At 73.8% G+C, this 16931-nt stretch carries 14 protein-coding genes; 13 read left to right on the top strand and 1 reads right to left on the bottom strand.

Features of this window, described 5'->3' with window-relative positions:
* Window positions 1-103 precede the first annotated feature (103 nt).
* From OIE49_RS16405 to OIE49_RS16365, 9 genes are all read left to right on the top strand, one after another.
* Window positions 104-1066, top strand: coding sequence for an EamA family transporter (locus OIE49_RS16405; RefSeq protein WP_326802978.1), 963 nt, complete (start codon window positions 104-106; stop codon window positions 1064-1066).
* Window positions 1067-1185: 119 nt separating this feature from the next.
* Complete coding sequence (locus OIE49_RS16400) at window positions 1186-1980, top strand: TIGR03084 family metal-binding protein (RefSeq protein WP_326802977.1); 795 nt, start codon at window positions 1186-1188, stop codon at window positions 1978-1980.
* Complete coding sequence (locus OIE49_RS16395; protein ID WP_326802976.1) at window positions 1977-3695, top strand: acyclic terpene utilization AtuA family protein; 1719 nt, start codon at window positions 1977-1979, stop codon at window positions 3693-3695. The genes OIE49_RS16400 and OIE49_RS16395 overlap by 4 nt, the downstream gene beginning before the upstream one ends.
* Complete coding sequence (locus OIE49_RS16390; RefSeq protein WP_326802975.1) at window positions 3692-5290, top strand: acyl-CoA carboxylase subunit beta; 1599 nt, start codon at window positions 3692-3694, stop codon at window positions 5288-5290. The genes OIE49_RS16395 and OIE49_RS16390 overlap by 4 nt, the downstream gene beginning before the upstream one ends.
* An 8-nt stretch (window positions 5291-5298) precedes the next feature.
* Complete coding sequence (locus OIE49_RS16385) at window positions 5299-7152, top strand: acetyl/propionyl/methylcrotonyl-CoA carboxylase subunit alpha (RefSeq protein WP_326802974.1); 1854 nt, start codon at window positions 5299-5301, stop codon at window positions 7150-7152.
* 79 nt (window positions 7153-7231) lie between these two features.
* Window positions 7232-8422 (top strand): acyl-CoA dehydrogenase family protein, encoded by a 1191-nt coding sequence (locus OIE49_RS16380; RefSeq protein ID WP_326802973.1) that lies wholly within the window; start codon window positions 7232-7234, stop codon window positions 8420-8422.
* A 60-nt stretch (window positions 8423-8482) separates the two neighbouring features.
* Window positions 8483-9217 carry an enoyl-CoA hydratase family protein gene (locus tag OIE49_RS16375; RefSeq protein WP_326802972.1) on the top strand — a complete coding sequence of 245 codons (735 nt, stop codon included), beginning with the start codon at window positions 8483-8485 and terminating at the stop codon, window positions 9215-9217.
* A complete protein-coding gene (locus OIE49_RS16370; RefSeq protein ID WP_326802971.1) occupies window positions 9205-9834 on the top strand; it encodes a TetR/AcrR family transcriptional regulator in 630 nt (209 codons plus the stop codon). Before OIE49_RS16375 ends, OIE49_RS16370 begins: the two co-directional genes overlap by 13 nt.
* Before the next feature lie 246 nt (window positions 9835-10080).
* A complete protein-coding gene (locus tag OIE49_RS16365; protein ID WP_326802969.1) occupies window positions 10081-11109 on the top strand; it encodes an isopenicillin N synthase family dioxygenase in 1029 nt (342 codons plus the stop codon).
* Between the two features lie 62 nt (window positions 11110-11171).
* Here the strand turns inward: OIE49_RS16365 and OIE49_RS16360 are convergent, their stop codons facing one another.
* Window positions 11172-12272, bottom strand: a complete 1101-nt coding sequence (locus OIE49_RS16360) for a citrate synthase 2 (RefSeq protein ID WP_326802968.1) — start codon at window positions 12270-12272, stop codon at window positions 11172-11174.
* A 279-nt stretch (window positions 12273-12551) separates the two neighbouring features.
* Here OIE49_RS16360 and pdxH point away from each other — a divergent pair, with 279 nt between their 5' ends.
* The 4 genes from pdxH to OIE49_RS16340 all read left to right on the top strand — a co-directional run bounded on the left by pdxH (window position 12552) and on the right by OIE49_RS16340 (window position 16840).
* Complete coding sequence (gene pdxH, locus OIE49_RS16355) at window positions 12552-13229, top strand: pyridoxamine 5'-phosphate oxidase (RefSeq protein WP_326802967.1); 678 nt, start codon at window positions 12552-12554, stop codon at window positions 13227-13229.
* A gap of 97 nt (window positions 13230-13326) precedes the next feature.
* Window positions 13327-14082, top strand: a complete 756-nt coding sequence (locus tag OIE49_RS16350; protein ID WP_326802966.1) for an SIS domain-containing protein — start codon at window positions 13327-13329, stop codon at window positions 14080-14082.
* Window positions 14083-14238: 156 nt separating this feature from the next.
* A complete protein-coding gene (locus tag OIE49_RS16345; protein WP_326802965.1) occupies window positions 14239-15726 on the top strand; it encodes a PAS domain-containing protein in 1488 nt (495 codons plus the stop codon).
* A 421-nt stretch (window positions 15727-16147) separates the two neighbouring features.
* Window positions 16148-16840, top strand: coding sequence for a metal-dependent transcriptional regulator (locus OIE49_RS16340; protein WP_100568956.1), 693 nt, complete (start codon window positions 16148-16150; stop codon window positions 16838-16840).
* The last annotated feature ends 91 nt before the right edge of the window (window positions 16841-16931 follow it).

Genomic DNA, 16931 nt, shown 5'->3' with positions numbered 1-16931 from the left:
GGACAGTGGCAAACGGGTTTCACGCCCCTGACCGCGTCCACTACCCTGGACCCAGCAGTACATCCCGATGCACAAACCCCTAGCCCAGTACCTGGACCGCCCCGTGACCACGCCCAGCGCCGCCACACCTTCCTCTCCGTACCCGGTCACCTCCGCGCCGGCCACCGCGCCCGCGCCCGGGTCCCCGGGCCGTTTCGGCTCGCTCGGCCCGGTCGGGCTGGTCCTGGCCGGGGGCATCTCGGTGCAGTTCGGCGCCGCGGTGGCCGTGACGTTGATGCCGAGGGCGGGCGCGCTCGGGGTGGTGACCCTACGGCTGGTGGTGGCCGCGATCGTGCTGCTGCTGGTCTGCCGGCCCCGGCTGCGCGGGCACTCGCGCGCCGACTGGGGCACGGTGGTCGTCTTCGGCATCGCGATGGCCGGGATGAACGGCCTCTTCTACCAGGCGGCCGCCCGCATCCCGCTCGGCCCCGCCGTCACCCTCGAAGTGCTCGGCCCGCTCGCCCTGTCGGTGCTGGCCTCGCGCCGCGCGATCAACTTCGTGTGGGCCGCCCTGGCCCTGGCCGGCGTCTTCCTGCTGGGCGGCGGGAGTTTCGACAGCCTCGACCCCGTCGGCGTCGCCTTCGCACTGAGCGCGGGCGTGATGTGGGCGGCGTACATCGTCTTCAGCGCCCGTACCGGCCGGCGCTTCCCGCAGGCCGACGGGCTGGCCCTGGCGATGGCGGTCGGCGCGCTGATGTTCCTGCCGCTGGGGATCGCCGAGTCCGGGTCGAAGCTGCTCGTCCCGTCGACGTTCGCCCTGGGCGCGGGGGTGGCCGTGCTGTCCTCCGTCCTGCCGTACACCCTCGAACTGCTCGCGCTGCGCCGCCTGCCCGCCTCCACCTTCGCCATCCTCATGAGCCTGGAACCGGCCCTCGCCGCCTCGGCCGGCTTCCTCATCCTCGGCCAGTCCCTCTCCGCCCTTCAGACCACGGCCATCGTCCTGGTCATCGCGGCAAGCATGGGCGCGGTCCGCACCCAGGTGGGACGGGCGAAGGCGGTGCCCCCGCTTCCCGAAGCGCACCCCTGACGGGTCCCGGCCCGGCGCCGGATCCCCCTGACCGGTTCCGGTCCTCAACACCGCGCGCCGGGCCACGAATTCATGCAAGCATGCTTGATTGTTTCGGGGCTCGCTGCCATGCTCCCCGCATGGCCGATCCGACGCTGGTGTTCGACGATCTGCGTGTTGAGGGTGACGAACTCGATCGGCTTGTCGCCGGGCTGAGTCCTGCGGATTGGGGGCGGCCGACGCCCGCGGCCGGGTGGAGCGTCGCCCATCAGATCGCCCATCTCGCCTGGACCGACCGGTCCGCCCTGCTCGCCGTCACCGACCCGGACGGCTTTCAGGCGCTGGTCGAGGAGGCGCTCGCCGCCCCCGACGCGTTCGTCGACCAGGGAGCGGAGGAGGGCGCACGGCTGCCGTCGGACGAGTTGCCGGCGCGCTGGCGGGAGGGGCGGGCCGCGCTCGACCGGGCGTTGCGGGCGGCGCCGCCCGGAGCCCGCTTCCCCTGGTACGGGCCGCCCATGTCGGCCGCCTCCATGGCGACCGGGCGGCTGATGGAGACCTGGGCGCACGGACAGGACGTGGCCGACGCGCTCGGTGTGGTGCGCACACCCACCGACCGGCTCAGGCATGTCGTGCGCATCGGAGTGCGGGCGCGGGACTTCGCCTTCGGCGCGCACGGGCTGCCCGCGCCCGCGGAGGCGTTCCGCGTGGAGGTCCGAGGTCCCTCCGGGGAGCTGTGGACGTACGGCCCCGAGGACGCCGGGCAGCGGGTCACCGGGCCGGCCCTCGACTTCTGCCTCCTGGTCACCCAGCGCGCCCACCGGGCCGACCTCGCGGTACGCGCCGAGGGGCCGGACGCCGGCCGCTGGCTGGACATCGCCCAGGCCTTCGCCGGTCCGCCCGGTGGAGGGCGGGCGCCCAAGGGGGCCGCCGGATGACCCTGCGCATCGGCAACGCCTCCGGCTTCTACGGCGACCGGTTCGGCGCCGTGCGCGAGATGCTCACCGGCGGTGAACTGGACGTCCTCACCGGCGACTACCTCGCCGAGCTGACCATGCTCATCCTGGCCCGGGACCGGCTCAAGGACCCGGCGGCCGGCTACGCCCGCACCTTCCTGCGGCAGATGGAGGAGTGCCTCGGGCTCGCCCACGAGCGGTCCGTGAAGATCGTGACCAACGCGGGCGGGCTCAACCCGGCCGGGCTCGCCGGCCGCTTACGGGAGCTGGCCGAACGGCTCGGCATCCCGGTGCGCGTGGCCCACGTCGAGGGCGACGACCTCACCGCCGGCCTCCCCCGCGTCCTCGCCTCCGCCCCCGCCGGGGACGCCCCCCTGGCCGCCCACGCCTACCTCGGCGGTTTCGGGATCGCCGCCTGCCTGCGCGCGGGCGCCGACGTCGTGGTCACCGGGCGGGTCACGGACGCCGCCCTGGTCACCGGGCCCGCCGCCGCCCACTTCGGCTGGCAGCCGGGGGAGTACGACCGGCTGGCGGGCGCCGTCGTCGCCGGGCACGTGCTGGAGTGCGGCGCCCAGGCCACCGGCGGCAACTACGCCTTCTTCGCCGACCACCCCCTCGACCGGCTGCGCCACCCCGGCTTCCCGCTCGCCGAGCTCCACGAGGACGGCGGCTGCGTGATCACCAAGCACCCCGGCACAGGCGGTGTCGTGGACGTCGGCACGGTGACCGCCCAGCTCCTGTACGAGACGGGCGGCGCCCGGTACGCCGGGCCCGACGTCACGGCCCGGCTGGACACCGTACGGCTCGGCCAGGACGGGCCCGACCGGGTGCGCGTCGAGGGCGTGCGCGGGGAGCCGCCGCCGCCCGCCCTCAAGGTGGGCCTCAACCGCCTCGGCGGCTTCCGCAACGAGGTCGCCTTCGTCCTCACCGGCCTCGACATCGAGCGCAAGGCCGAACTGGTGCGACGGCAGATGCGGGACGCGCTCGGGGCCGCCGGGCCGGCCCCCGCCGAGGTGCGCTGGGACCTCGTACGGACCGACCGCCCCGACGCCGGCACCGAGGAGACGGCAAGTGCCCTGCTCCGCCTGGTCGTACGGGACCGGGACCAGCGGGCCGTCGGACGGACGTTCAGCGGGGCCGCCGTGGAGCTGGCGCTCGCCGGATACCCCGGCTTCCACATGCCGGCGCCTCCCGGGAAGGGCACGCCCTACGGGGTCTTCGAGGCCGTGTACGTCCCCCAGGACGCCGTCGAGCAGGTGGCCGTCCTCCACGACGGCCACCGTGTTGCCGTGCCACCGCCCGGACGGACGCGCGCACTCGCGGACGTGGAGCGGCCACCGCTGCCGGAGCCCCTCCCGGACGGCCCCACCCGGCGGGCCCCGCTCGGACTCGTCGCCGGGGCGCGCAGCGGCGACAAGGGCGGCGACGCCAACGTCGGCGTGTGGGTTCGCTCGGAAGAGGCCTGGCGGTGGCTCGCGCACGCGCTGACGACCGAGGCGTTCCGGCACCTCGTCCCCGAGAGCCGCACGCTGGCCGTGCGACGGCACGTACTGCCCGACTTGCGCGCCCTCAACTTCGTCGTCGAGGGGATTCTCGGCGAGGGCGCCGCCGCCCAGCACCGCTTCGACCCGCAGGCCAAGGCCCTCGGCGAATGGCTGCGCTCCCGCCACCTGGACATACCGGAGGCCCTCCTGTGACGGTCCTTTCCTCCGCCCTGGACACCGGATCAGCCGAGTACAAGGCCCACCGCGAGGCCATGCTCGGCAAGCTCGCCGCACTCGACGCCGAGCACGCCAAGGCGCTCGCGGGCGGCGGCGCGAAGTACGTCGAGCGGCACCGGCGGCGCGGCAGACTGCTCGCCCGCGAGCGGATCGAGCTGCTGCTCGACCCCGACACGCCGTTCCTGGAACTCTCTCCGCTGGCCGGGTGGGGCAGCGACTACACCGTGGGCGCCTCGCTGGTCACCGGTATCGGGGTCGTCGAGGGCGTGGAGTGCCTGATCACCGCCAACGACCCGACCGTGCGCGGCGGCGCCAGCAATCCGTGGAGCCTGAGAAAGGCGCTGCGGGCCAACGACATCGCGCTCGCCAACCGGCTGCCCTGCGTCAGCCTCGTCGAGTCCGGCGGCGCCGATCTGCCGTCCCAGAAGGAGATCTTCATCCCCGGGGGCGCCGTCTTCCGGGACCTGACCCGGCTGTCGGCGGCCGGCATCCCGACCGTCGCCGTCGTCTTCGGCAACTCCACCGCCGGGGGCGCGTACATTCCCGGCCTGTCCGACCACGTGATCATGGTCAAGGAGCGGGCCAAGGTGTTCCTCGGCGGTCCGCCGCTGGTGCGGATGGCCACCGGCGAGGAGAGCGACGACGAGTCCCTGGGCGGCGCCGAGATGCACGCGCGCGTGTCCGGTCTCGCCGACCACTTCGCCCTCGACGAGCCGGACGCCCTCCGCCAGGCCCGGCGGGTCGTCGCCCGGCTCAACCACCGCAAGGCGTACCCCGATCCGCCCGCCGCGGCGCCGCCGAAGTACGACGAGGAGGAGCTGCTGGGGATCGTCCCCGGCGATCTGCGGATCCCCTTCGACCCGCGCGAGGTCGTCGCCCGGATCGTCGACGCCTCCGTCTTCGACGAGTTCAAGCCGCTGTACGGGACGAGCCTGGCCACCGGCTGGGCCACCCTGCACGGCTATCCCGTCGGCGTCCTCGCCAACGCGCAAGGCGTGCTGTTCAGCGAGGAGTCGCAGAAGGCAGCCCAGTTCATCCAGCTCGCCAACCAGCGGGACGTACCGCTGCTGTTCCTGCACAACACCACCGGCTACATGGTCGGCCGCGAGTACGAGCAGGGCGGCATCATCAAGCACGGCGCGATGATGATCAACGCGGTGTCCAACTCGCGCGTCCCGCACTTGTCCGTCCTCATGGGGGCGTCCTACGGCGCCGGGCACTACGGCATGTGCGGACGGGCCTACGATCCCCGCTTCCTGTTCGCCTGGCCCAGCGCCAAGTCCGCCGTCATGGGGCCGCAGCAACTCGCGGGCGTGCTGTCGATCGTGGCCCGGCAGTCGGCGGCCGCCAAGGGGCAGCCGTACGACGAGGAGGCGGACGCCGCGCTGCGCGCGATGGTGGAGCGGCAGATCGAGTCCGAGTCGCTGCCGGCGTTCCTGTCCGGGCGGCTCTACGACGACGGCGTCATCGACCCGCGCGACACCCGCACCGTTCTCGGCCTGTGCCTGTCGGCCGTCCACACCGCCCCCTTCGAGGGCGTGCGCGGCGGCTTCGGCGTCTTCCGGATGTGAGGGATCCCTTGATTTCCACGTTGCTCGTCGCCAACCGGGGCGAGATCGCCTGCCGTGTCTTCCGCACCTGCGCCGACCTGGGCATCCGGACGGTCGCCGTGCACTCGGACGCCGACGAGGACGCGCTGCACACGCGCGTGGCCGACATCGCGGTGCGCCTGCCGGGCGTGACGCCCGCCGAGACGTATCTGCGCGGCGACCTGATCGTGAAGGCGGCGGTGGCGGCCGGCGCGGACGCCGTCCACCCGGGGTACGGCTTCCTCGCCGAGAACGCCGGCTTCGCGCGGGCCGTCCTGGACGCGGGCCTGGTCTGGATCGGTCCGCCTCCGGGGGCCATCGAGGCGATGGCGTCCAAGACCCGCGCCAAGGAGCTGATGGGCGTGCCGCCGCTGCGCGAGGTCACCGAGGCCGACCTGCCGGTCCTGGTGAAGGCCGCCGCGGGCGGCGGCGGACGCGGGATGCGGATCGTACGGCGGCTGGAGGACCTGGACGCCGAACTGGAGGCGGCGCGCGCCGAGGCGCTCGGCGCCTTCGGCGACGGCGAGGTGTTCGCCGAGCCGTACCTCGGGGGCGAGGCGGGCGGGCGGCACGTGGAGGTGCAGGTCCTCGCCGACACCCACGGCACCGTGTGGACGCTGGGCACGCGCGACTGCTCCCTCCAGCGGCGCCACCAGAAGGTCGTCGAGGAGGCCCCGGCGCCCGGACTCCCCGCGGACACCGAGCGGGAACTGCGGGAGCTGACCGTACGGGCGGCTCGGGCCGTCGACTACACCGGCGCGGGCACCGTCGAGTTCCTGGTGGCCGGCGGCCGTGCGCACTTCCTGGAGATGAACACCCGCCTCCAGGTGGAACACCCGGTCACGGAGGCGGTGTTCGGCGTGGACCTGGTCGCCCTGCAGATCCGCGTCGCCGAGGGCCACGTCCTGGACGCCGAACCGCCCGCCGCGCGCGGACACGCGGTGGAGGCCCGCCTGTACGCCGAGGACCCGGTCGGCGACTGGGCCCCGCAGACCGGCACCCTGCACCGCCTGTCCGTCCCCGGCGTCCGCCTGGACACCGGCTACGGCGACGGGGACACGATCGGCGTCCACTACGACCCGCTGCTCGCCAAGGCGGTCGCCCATGCGCCCACGCGCGCGGAGGCGCTGCGCAAGCTCGCCGGCGCGCTGGAGCGGGCCGCCGTCCACGGCCCGGTCACCAACCGGGACCTGCTGGTGCGGTCCCTGCGTCACGAGGAGTTCGCCACCGGCCGTATGGACACCGGCTTCTACGACCGCCACCTCGCCGAACTGACCGCGCCCGCCCCCGACCCGTACGCGCCCCTGGCCGCCGCGCTCGCCGACGCGCACGGCCGCTCCCGCTTCGGCGGCTGGCGCAACGTGCCCTCCCAGCCGCAGGTCAAGCGGTACCTGATGGCGGGCGAGGAGCACGAGGTGCGCTACCGCCACACCCGTACGGGCCCGGCCCCCGACGCCGTGGGGGTGCGGGTGGTGCACGCGGACGCGCACCTGGTCGTGCTCGAAGCCGGCGGTGTCCGGCGCGGGTACGAGATCGCCCGCTACGGCGAGCGGGTGTACGCGGGACCGACCGCGCTCACCGCCCTGCCCCGTTTCCCCGAACCCGTCGCCCAGCACGCCCCCGGCTCACTGCTGGCCCCCATGCCCGGCACCGTCGCACGCGTCGCCGACGGACTGGCGATCGGCGACACCGTACGGGCGGGACAACCGCTGCTGTGGCTGGAGGCGATGAAGATGGAGCACAGGATCGAGGCCCCGGTGACGGGCACACTCACAGCCCTGCACGCGACCCCCGGACAACGGGTCGAGGTCGGCTTGCTGCTGGCGGTAGTGCAAGCCCCTTAGGGGCGCGGGGCTGCATCGACATGCGGCTCCGCCGCGTGAGCGCGAGCAACCACACCCAACTCGCACCCGGGAGACGACCATGACCCCCGTCACCGAATCCGAAGAGCACAGGGACCTGCGCGCCGCCGTGGCCGCCCTCGGCGAACGCTACGGCCGCGCCTACCTCACCCGCGCCGTCGCCGAGGGACGTCCCCTCACCGAACTCTGGTCGGAGGCAGGCAAGCTCGGCTACCTGGGCGTCAACCTGCCGGAGGCATACGGCGGGGGAGGCGGCGGAATCAGCGAACTGGCCATTGTCCTGGAGGAGCTGGGCGCCGCCGGCTGCCCCCTGCTGATGATGGTCGTCTCGCCCGCCATCTGCGGCACCGTCATCGCCCGGTTCGGCACGGAGGAGCAGAAGCGCGCCTGGCTGCCCCCGCTGGCGAACGGCACCCGGACCATGGCCTTCGGCATCACCGAACCGGACGCCGGCTCCAACTCCCACCGCATCACCACCACCGCCCGCCGCGACGGCGCCGACTGGGTGCTCACCGGCCGCAAGGTGTTCATCTCCGGTGTCGACATCGCCGACGCCGTCCTGATCGTCGGCCGCGCCGAGGACGCGCGGACCGACCGCCTCAAGCCCTGCCTGTTCATCGTCCCGCCCGACGCGGAAGGCTTCCAGCGGCGGCCCATCGACATGGAACTCACCGCCGCCGAGAAGCAGTTCGAGCTGGTCCTGGACGAGGTGCGGCTGCCCGCCGACGCGCTCGTCGGTGGGGGCACCTCCCACGCTTTCGGCAGTGGGGGAGAGGACGTGGGCCTGCTGCAACTGTTCGCCGGGCTCAACCCCGAGCGCATCATGACGGCCGCCTTCGCGATCGGCATGGGGCGGCACGCGCTCGGCCGGGCCGTGGAGTACGCGCGCGAACGCACCGTCTGGAAGGCCCCCATCGGCTCCCACCAGGCCATCGCCCACCCGCTCGCGCAGGCCCACATCGACCTGGAACTCGCCCGCCTGATGACGGGCAAGGCGGCCCGCCTGTACGACGCGGGCGACGACGTGGGCGCGGGCGAGGCCGCCAACATGGCCAAGTACGCGGCCGGTGAGGCCTGTGTGCGGGCCGTCGACCAGGCCGTGCACACCCTCGGCGGCAACGGCCTCACGCGCGAGTTCGGGCTCGCCTCACTGGTAACGGCCGCCCGCGTGGCCCGTATCGCCCCGGTGAGCCGGGAGATGATCCTCAACTACGTCTCCCACCAGACCCTGGGCCTGCCCAGGTCGTACTGACCGCCCCGCCCGCCACAAGCGAGGAGGAACCATGATCCGCGGCGAGTGGGAGCAGCGGCCATGACCCTGATCGGACGTACACGCGCGCGTGCCGTAGAGACGCTCGGCCTGGACTCGCCGGGCAACCGCAACGCCCTGTCGGCGGCGCTCGTCGGGCAACTGGCCGCCGCGTTGGCCGACTGCGCCGGGGACGGCGGGGTACGCGCCGTCGTCCTCACCCACACCGGCACCACCTTCAGCGCGGGCGCCGACCTGCGCGACCCTCCCCGGCCCGAGGCGCTGGTGGACCTGCTGCGGCAGATCGTCGAACTGCCCAAGCCGGTCGTCGCCCGGGTCACCGGACACGTTCGCGCGGGCGGTCTCGGGCTGCTCGCGGCCTGCGACATCGCCGTCGCCTCGCACCGGGCCACGTTCGCGTTCACCGAGGTGCGCATCGGGGTGGCCCCCGCGGTGATCTCGCTGCCGCTGCTGCCCCGCGCCGACCCGCGCGCGCTGGCCCGCCACTGCCTCACCGGGGAACGGTTCGACGCGGCCGAGGCGGTCAGGACCGGCCTGCTGACGGCCGCCGGGGACGACGCCGACGCCGTACTGGAGCCGATCCTCGACGGCCTGCGCCGCTCCTCACCCCAGGCGCTGGCCGAGACGAAACGACTGCTCACGACTAGGGTGCTGGAAGCCTTCGACCGGGACGCGGCCGCCCTGACCGCGCTCTCGGCCCGGCTGTTCTCCTCCGCGCAGGCGCGCGAGGGCATGACGGCCTTCCTCGAACGACGGGATCCCGAATGGGCGGTGTGACCACACACGACCGCGCGGAACGCGCCCCCAAGCAGGACCGCAGCCGGGCCACCCGGCAGCGGCTCCTCCAGGCCGCCGTGGCCTGCCTCGCCGAACACGGCTGGGCCGGGTCCACGGTCTCGGTGGTCGCCGAACGCGCCGGTGTCTCCCGAGGCGCCGCCCAGCACCACTTCCCCACCCGCGAGGACCTGTTCACCGCCGCCGTCGAGTACGTGGCCGAGGAACGCTCCACCGCCCTGCGCGACCTGTTCCCCGAGGGCGCGGCCGGCGACCGGCGGGCCGTGGTCGCCGCGATCGTCGACCTCTACACCGGGCCCCTCTTCCGCGCCGCGCTCCACCTGTGGGTGGCCGCCTCCAACGAAGACCAACTACGCCCCCGCGTGACCGAGTTGGAGGCCCACGTGGGCCGGGACACGCACCGGATAGCGGTCGAGTTGCTGGGCGCGGACGAGGCCCGTCCCGGCGCCCGCGAAACCGTCCAGGGCTTCCTCGACATGGCCCGCGGCCTCGGCCTGGCCAACCTCCTCACCGACGACACCGCCCGCCGCGAACGCGTGGTCGCCCAGTGGGCGGCCCTCCTGGAGGAGGCGCTGGGCCGCGGTCCGGCCACCGCGTGAACCGGGCCACACCGCTGTCGCCCGCCCCGCAGTACCCTGTGCGCATGTTCTTGCCGCTCGTGCGACGCCGCCACGTGGACTACGTGCGCGTCACGAGCATGGGCTGTCGGCGCTCCGCCTGACCCTGCCCCTTCCGCGGCGGCCGATCGCCCCGCACCTCTCACCCGGTTTCCCTCCTCCGGAACCCGTGCCGCGCGCCCACCCACGGCGGCCGCCCGGGACCCGTACACCCTGCGGACGTGACCCATGACGAACACGGCGACGAACCCGTCGTACGACCAGCTCCCCATCATCGACCTCGCAGCCGCCGACCGCGGTCCCCGCGAACGGGCGCTGCTGCACGAGCAGTTGCACGGTGCCGCCCACGACGTGGGCTTCTTCCAGCTCGTCGGGCACGGCGTCACCCGGGCCGAGACCGACGCGCTGCTCGACGCCATGCACGCCTTCTTCCGGCTCCCCGAGGCCGACCGCCTCGCCCTGGACAACGTCAACTCGCCCCACTTCCGCGGCTACACGCGCACCGGGGACGAGCGCACCGGCGGTGCCCGCGACTGGCGCGACCAGCTCGACATAGGCGCCGAGCGACCCGCCCGCGTCCCCGGCCCCGGCGAGCCCGCGTACTGGTGGCTCCAGGGCCCCAACCAGTGGCCGGCCGCCCTGCCCGAGCTGCGCACCGCCGCGCTCGCCTGGATCGACCGGCTCGGCGCCGTCGCCCGCAGGCTGCTGCACGAGCTGCTCACCGCCATCGGCGCGCCCGCCGACTTCTACGACCCCGTCTTCGGCGAGCACGCCCACCCGCACCTCAAGCTCGTCCGTTACCCGGGCAGCGCCGGCGACGGCACCGACCAGGGCGTCGGCGCCCACAAGGACTACGGCTTCCTCACCCTGCTGCTCCAGGACCGGATCGGCGGGCTCCAGGTGCAGCGCGCGGACGGGCTCTTCCACGACGTGCCGCCGATCGAGGGCGCGTTCGTCGTCAACCTCGGTGAGCTGCTGGAGGTCGCCACCGACGGCTACCTCGTCGCCACCAACCACCGGGTCGTCTCCCCGCCCGGTGCCACCGAGCGGTTCTCGGTGCCGTTCTTCTACAACCCGCGCCTGGACGCCCGCGTCGCCCCGCTGCCCTTCCCGCACGCCTCGACCGCGCCCGGTGTCACGGACGACCCGGGCAATCCGCTGTTCGCCGAGTACGGCTACAACGAGTTGAAAGGAAAGGTCCGCGCCCACCCGCTGGTGGCCCAACGGCATCACGCGGAGCTGCTGAGCCCCGCGTGATGCCGCGCGTGCCGGCCGGATGCGATGCCGCACGTGCCGGCCGGATGCGGTGAAGTGCCCGGTCAGTGCGAGATGTTGTCGTAGCCCGCGATCTCCCGCGGGCTGCGCGGGCCGGGACCGACGTAGCGGGCGGAGGGGCGCACCAGGCGGCCGGTGCGCTTCTGCTCCAGGATGTGCGCCGACCAGCCCGCGGTACGCGCGCACGTGAACATCGACGTGAACATGTGCGCCGGCACCTCGGCGAAGTCCAGCATGATCGCCGCCCAGAACTCGACGTTCGTGGCCAGCACCCGGTCCGGCCGGCGGTTGTGCAGCTCCTCCAGGGCGGCCTTCTCCAGGGCCTCGGCGACCTCGTAGCGCGGGGCTCCGAGCTCCCGGGCGGTGCGGCGCAGCACGCGCGCGCGTGGATCCTCGGCCCGGTACACCCGGTGGCCGAATCCCATCAGCCGCTCACCGCGGTCCAGGGCGTTCCTGACGTAGCCCTCCGCGTCCCCGGTCCGCTCGATCTCCTCGATCATGCCGAGGACCCGGGAGGGCGCGCCGCCGTGCAGCGGGCCGGACATGGCGCCCACCGCGCCCGACAGGGCGGCCGCCACGTCGGCGCCGGTGGAGGCGATGACGCGGGCGGTGAACGTGGAGGCGTTCATGCCGTGCTCGGCGGCGGACGTCCAGTACGCGTCGACGGCGGCCACGTGCTTGGGGTCCGGCTCGCCCCGCCAGCGGATCATGAACCGCTCGGTGATGGAGCGGGCCTTGTCGATCTCCCGCTGCGGCACCATCGGCACGCCCTGCCCACGCGCCGACTGGGCGACGTACGACAGCGCCATGACGGCGGCCCGCGCCAGATCGTCGCGCGCCCGCTCCACGTCGATGTCCAGCAGCGGTTTCAGGCCCCACACCGGGGCGAGCATCGCCAGCGCCGACTGGACGTCGACACGGATGTCCCCGGAGTGCACGGGGATCGGGAACGGCTCGGCGGGCGGCAGGCCCGGGTCGAAGGCGCCGTCGACCAGCAGCCCCCAGACGTTGCCGAAGGAGATCTGACCGACGAGTTCCTCGATGTCGACGCCCCGGTACCGGAGGGCGCCGCCCTCCTTGTCCGGTTCGGCGATCTCCGTCTCGAACGCGACGACTCCTTCGAGACCGGGTACGAAGTCGGACATCAGGCGGCTCCTTGTGGTCTGTGCGACAGAGGGTGCGACAGAGACTGCGACGGGACGACCGAGGTGACGAGGACCGATGGGGGCTGGGGCCGAGGGGATTACCGGGACTGCCGGGACGACGCCCCGCGCGGTGGGCTGTCACCCGACCGGATCGACAGCAGCACCATAACCCCGAGTGCCACAAAAGGGGAGTGGGGCGGCACTCAGTGCCACCTCGGATCCCGGTGGAGGGCGAGGGTACTCCGCAAGGGCGACCGCCGGATACGGCAGGATGACCGCGTGACCGACCGAGAAGCCGGTGAGACCGCCCCCTTCGACCTCGCCTCCATGCGCATGCACTACCGGGCCGAGGGACTGGCCGAGGACGAGTTGGCCGCCACCCCCGTCGCCCAGTTCGCCCGCTGGTTCCAGCAGGCCGCGACCGAGGCCCGGCTGTTCGAACCCAACGCCGTGGTCGTCTCCACCGCGGACGCCGACGGCCGGCCCAGCTCCCGCACGGTGCTGCTGAAGTCCTTCGACGAGCAGGGCTTCGTCTTCTACACCAACTACGACTCCCGCAAGGGCCGCGACCTGGCCGGGAACCCGCATGTCTCCCTGCTCTTCCCCTGGCACCCCATGGCCCGCCAGGTCATCGTCCAGGGCGTCGCCCGCCGCACCGGCCGCGACGAGACCGCCGCGTACTTCCGCACCCGTCCGCACGGCTCCCAGCTCGGCGCCTGGGCCAGTGCCCAGTCCTCGGTGATCGCCGGCCGTGCGGAGCTCGACGCCTCCTACGCCGAGCTGGCCGCCCGCTACCCCGAGGGCGAGCAGGTGCCCGTCCCGCCGCACTGGGGCGGCTTCCGGGTCGCCCCGCGCTCGGTGGAGTTCTGGCAGGGCCGCGAGAACCGCCTGCACGACCGCCTGCGGTACGTGGGCGAGCCGGACGGCGGCTGGCGCGTGGAGCGGCTGAGCCCCTGAGGCGGCCCCGTCGCGGACGGCGCCGTATTGACACGGCTCTGGTCCAGACCTCACCGTGATCCGCGACACACAGTCGCCCCGAAGGGACGGACCACGCATGAGCGACCGCACGCCGGCCGGCCAGTTCCTCGACGCCGCCATCGGCCTGCTCCAGCGGGTCAGGGACGAGGAGGCCGAGCAGATCGCGGCGGCCGGGACGCTGCTCGCCGACACCGTGGCCGCCGGCGGCCGCCTGTTCGCCTTCGGTGCCGGCCACTCCTCCCTCGCCGCCCAGGACCTCGTCTACCGCGCGGGCGGGCTGGCCCTGATGAACCTGCTCGCCGTTCCCGGCACCGTCGGCGTCGACGTCGTGCCCGCCACCCTCGGCTCCGCCCTGGAACGCGTCGACGGCCTCGCCTCCGCCGTCCTGGACACCTCTCCCCTCCGCTCCGGCGACGCCCTGGTGGTCATCTCGCTGTCCGGGCGCAACGCCCTGCCCGTGGAGATGGCCGCCCGCGCCCGCGCCGTCGGCGTCCGGGTCGTCGGCGTGACCTCGGTGGCCTACGCGACCGAAACCACCTCACGGAACGCCTCGGGGACGTTCCTGAAGGACCACTGCGACATCGTCCTCGACTCCAAGATCGCGGTCGGGGACGCCGAACTCACCCTCGACACCGTCGCGGCCCCCTTCGCGTCCGCCTCCACCGTCGTGACCTCCGCCCTGCTCCAGGCGGTCATGGCCACCGCCGCCGCCGTCCTCGCCGACCGCGGCATCGAACCGCCGCTGCTGCGCTCGGGCAACGTCGACGGCGGCCGCGAGTGGAACGCCCAGGTCTTCGACCGGTACGCCGACCGGATCTTCTACCGGCACTGACCTGTCCCGATCGACCCGTCGCGGGGAATTTCCGCGGACGGTAATTCCTTCAATGTTCTGGGAACCCGGTGTGTGCTGGGTCACGTTCGAGTTGAATGATGACCAGTGAGCGAAACGACGCGCCGTACGTGCGGACGCAGCCTGCAGGGGGTCCAGGTGAGTGCTTCCCGGCGTAGTGGGGCCACCGACGAGCTGGGGCCCGACGAGCCCGAGCCGGAGCGGGACGGCCCGCGGGGCTCCGACATGCATGACGGCTCCGATCTGCTGGCCGCCCTCCTCGACGGCATGGACGCGGCCCTGTGCGCCTTCGACGCCGACGGGGTTGTCACCCACTGGAACCGCGAGGCCGAGCGCATCCTGGGCTGGTCCGCCGCCGAGGCCGTCGGACGGCACGGCTTCGCCGGCTGGGCCGTGCGCAGCGCGGACACCGAGGAGGTCGAGGGGCGGCTGATGTCCGCCATGCACGCCCCCGGACGGCAGGTGCACGAGTTCGCGCTGGTCACCAAGGACGGCGGCCGTGTCCTGGTGCGGACCCAGTCGGCGGCCGTGCACGGGCCCGACGGCAAGCCCGCCGGCCTGTACTGCGCCTTCAGCGAGGTGCACGCGCAGATCGACCTGGAGCGGTCCATCGCACTCAGCGAGGCCCTGTTCGAAGAGGCGTTCTGGGGCGTCGTCCTCGTCGACGCCGACCTGCGGCCCGCCGTCGTCAACGCCTACGCGGCCCAGGCCCTCGGCACCGGCCGCACGGCGGCCCTCGGCCGGCCGCTCGGCGAACTGCTCACCCAGGGCCTGGAGGAGCTGGAGAGCGCGCTCACCCATGTCCTGGCCGAGGGCGCCCCGCCCGCCCCCGCCGAGCTGTGGGTGGGCGTACGCACCCCGGAGGGCGACCGGCGGCGCTGCTGGCGCAGCGGATTCGTCCGGCTCTCCTCACCGCTCGCCGAGGAACCGGTACCGCTCGGCGTCGCCTGGCTCTTCGCCGACGTCACCGAGGCCAAGCAGGGCGAGCAGGAGGCCGCGCTGCTGCGGTTCCGCGGCAACCAGCTGCACCGGGCCGCCCGCGCCGCCGCCGAGTGCGAGGACCCGGGCGAGGCCGTCACCGTCCATCTCGACTTCGCCCTGGCCGGCTTCGCGGACCACGCCCTGATCGACCGGGTGGCGGGCGTGGCCCCGGCCGATCGGGTGACGGGCGGAGCCGTCCCGGCCGACCGCCTGGCGGGCGGGACCGTCCCGGCCGACTCCGAGACGGCGGCCCCGGTCCGGCTGGTCCGCGCCGCGGCCACCCCGTCCGGCGGCCCCGGGCCCAGCCTGCTCACCGGCCGGGCCGGGCTGCCCGTCCGCTACGGAACGGGCCACCCCGCCCTCCAGTGCGTCGAGCGCGCCGGCTCCGTGCGGGCCTCCGCCGGGGCCGTGCCGGCCGACCGGGCGCGCGAGTGGGCCGAGGCCCGGCAGTGGCCGGGGGACGCCGTGCACGCCCTGTGCGCGGTTCTGCGCAGCCGGGGCCGCACCCTCGGCGTCGTGACCTTCCTGCGCGGCTCCGCCCGTACCCCCTTCGAACGCGGCGACGCGACCTACGCCGAGGACGTGGCCGCCCGGATCGCCACCTCCCTCGACCTGGCCCTTCTGCCGCACGACGGCCACACCTGAGCGCGCGAGAGGGGCTCGGCCGCGGCGGCGTCCCCGTCGCGCTCGAAAAAACCTCTTGAGTATCGCCGGTCCGCTTCCTAGGGTGTTGTGCACACACGAAGGGAGGTGATCCGGTAGATGAGTGAGACCCGGACGCGTGAGGTGGCTGCGGGCTAGCGGCCCGTCACCCCACCCTGTGCGGTGCCGGACCAGCGCGTGACAGAGACGTGCGGCCGGCCCGATTCCAAGCAGTCACCCGACCCGCGAGCTGCCGGTACGTCCGGCCGGCTCCTCCGCCGAGGCGGAGGGACCCAGCTCGCGGGTCGTCTGCGTTTCGCGCGGGCAGCCCGCTTGTCAGTGGGATGCGTCAGAATTGACTCCAGGGCCAGCGCACGCGCCGGGGAGCCGCCAGGCTCCCGGCCGAGGTAATCGAGGGGCACGTATGTCCGGACTGATCGACACCACGGAGATGTATCTCCGCACCATCCTCGAGCTGGAGGAGGAAGGCGTCGTGCCCATGCGCGCCCGGATCGCGGAGCGCCTGGACCAGAGCGGGCCGACGGTGAGCCAGACGGTCGCGCGGATGGAGCGCGACGGCCTGGTCTCGGTGGCGCCGGACCGGCATCTGGAGCTCACGGACGAGGGCCGCCGGCTGGCCACGCGCGTGATGCGCAAGCACCGGCTCGCCGAGTGCCTGCTGGTCGACGTGATCGGCCTGGAGTGGGAGCAGGTGCACGCGGAGGCCTGCCGCTGGGAGCACGTGATGAGCGAGGCCGTGGAGCGCAGGGTGCTCGAGCTGCTGCGGCACCCGACCGAGTCGCCGTACGGCAACCCGATCCCGGGCCTGGAGGAGCTGGGCGAGAAGGACGGCGCCGACCCGTTCCTGGACGAGGGCATGGTGTCGCTCGCCGACCTGGACGCGGGCGCCGACGGCAAGACCGTGGTCGTCCGCCGGATCGGTGAGCCGATCCAGACGGACGCGCAGCTGATGTACACGCTGCGCCGCGCGGGCGTGCAGCCCGGCTCGGTGGTCAGCGTGACGGAGTCGGCCGGCGGGGTGCTGGTCGGCAGCAGCGGCGAGGCGGCAGAGCTGGACGCGGAGGTCGCCTCCCACGTGTTCGTCGCCAAGCGCTGAGCCGGCCGCCCGTCCGGCTCGCCGTCTTCCCCCGTCCGTGGTTCAGCGCGTCGAAGCGCAGCGCGCGGGCGCCGGGCGTGCGAGGCTGGGC

Origin of the sequence: Streptomyces sp. NBC_01788 (assembly GCF_035917575.1) — a bacterium.
Classification (GTDB): Bacteria; Actinomycetota; Actinomycetes; order Streptomycetales; family Streptomycetaceae; genus Streptomyces.
Note: the sequence above shows the minus strand (reverse complement) of the source record. Positions and strands in the feature narration are given on the sequence as shown.

Excerpts from the sequence above, each read along its gene's own strand:
- OIE49_RS16340 (WP_100568956.1), top strand. The coding sequence starts at position 16,148 with ATGTCCGGACTGATCGACACCACGGAGATGTATCTCCGCACCATCCTC.
- OIE49_RS16350 (WP_326802966.1), top strand. The coding sequence starts at position 13,327 with ATGAGCGACCGCACGCCGGCCGGCCAGTTCCTCGACGCCGCCATCGGC.
- OIE49_RS16380 (WP_326802973.1), top strand. The coding sequence starts at position 7,232 with ATGACCCCCGTCACCGAATCCGAAGAGCACAGGGACCTGCGCGCCGCC.
- OIE49_RS16360 (WP_326802968.1), bottom strand. The coding sequence starts at position 12,272 with ATGTCCGACTTCGTACCCGGTCTCGAAGGAGTCGTCGCGTTCGAGACG.
- OIE49_RS16395 (WP_326802976.1), top strand. The coding sequence starts at position 1,977 with ATGACCCTGCGCATCGGCAACGCCTCCGGCTTCTACGGCGACCGGTTC.
- OIE49_RS16365 (WP_326802969.1), top strand. The coding sequence starts at position 10,081 with ATGACGAACACGGCGACGAACCCGTCGTACGACCAGCTCCCCATCATC.
- OIE49_RS16400 (WP_326802977.1), top strand. The coding sequence starts at position 1,186 with ATGGCCGATCCGACGCTGGTGTTCGACGATCTGCGTGTTGAGGGTGAC.
- OIE49_RS16375 (WP_326802972.1), top strand. The coding sequence starts at position 8,483 with ATGACCCTGATCGGACGTACACGCGCGCGTGCCGTAGAGACGCTCGGC.
- OIE49_RS16370 (WP_326802971.1), top strand. The coding sequence starts at position 9,205 with ATGGGCGGTGTGACCACACACGACCGCGCGGAACGCGCCCCCAAGCAG.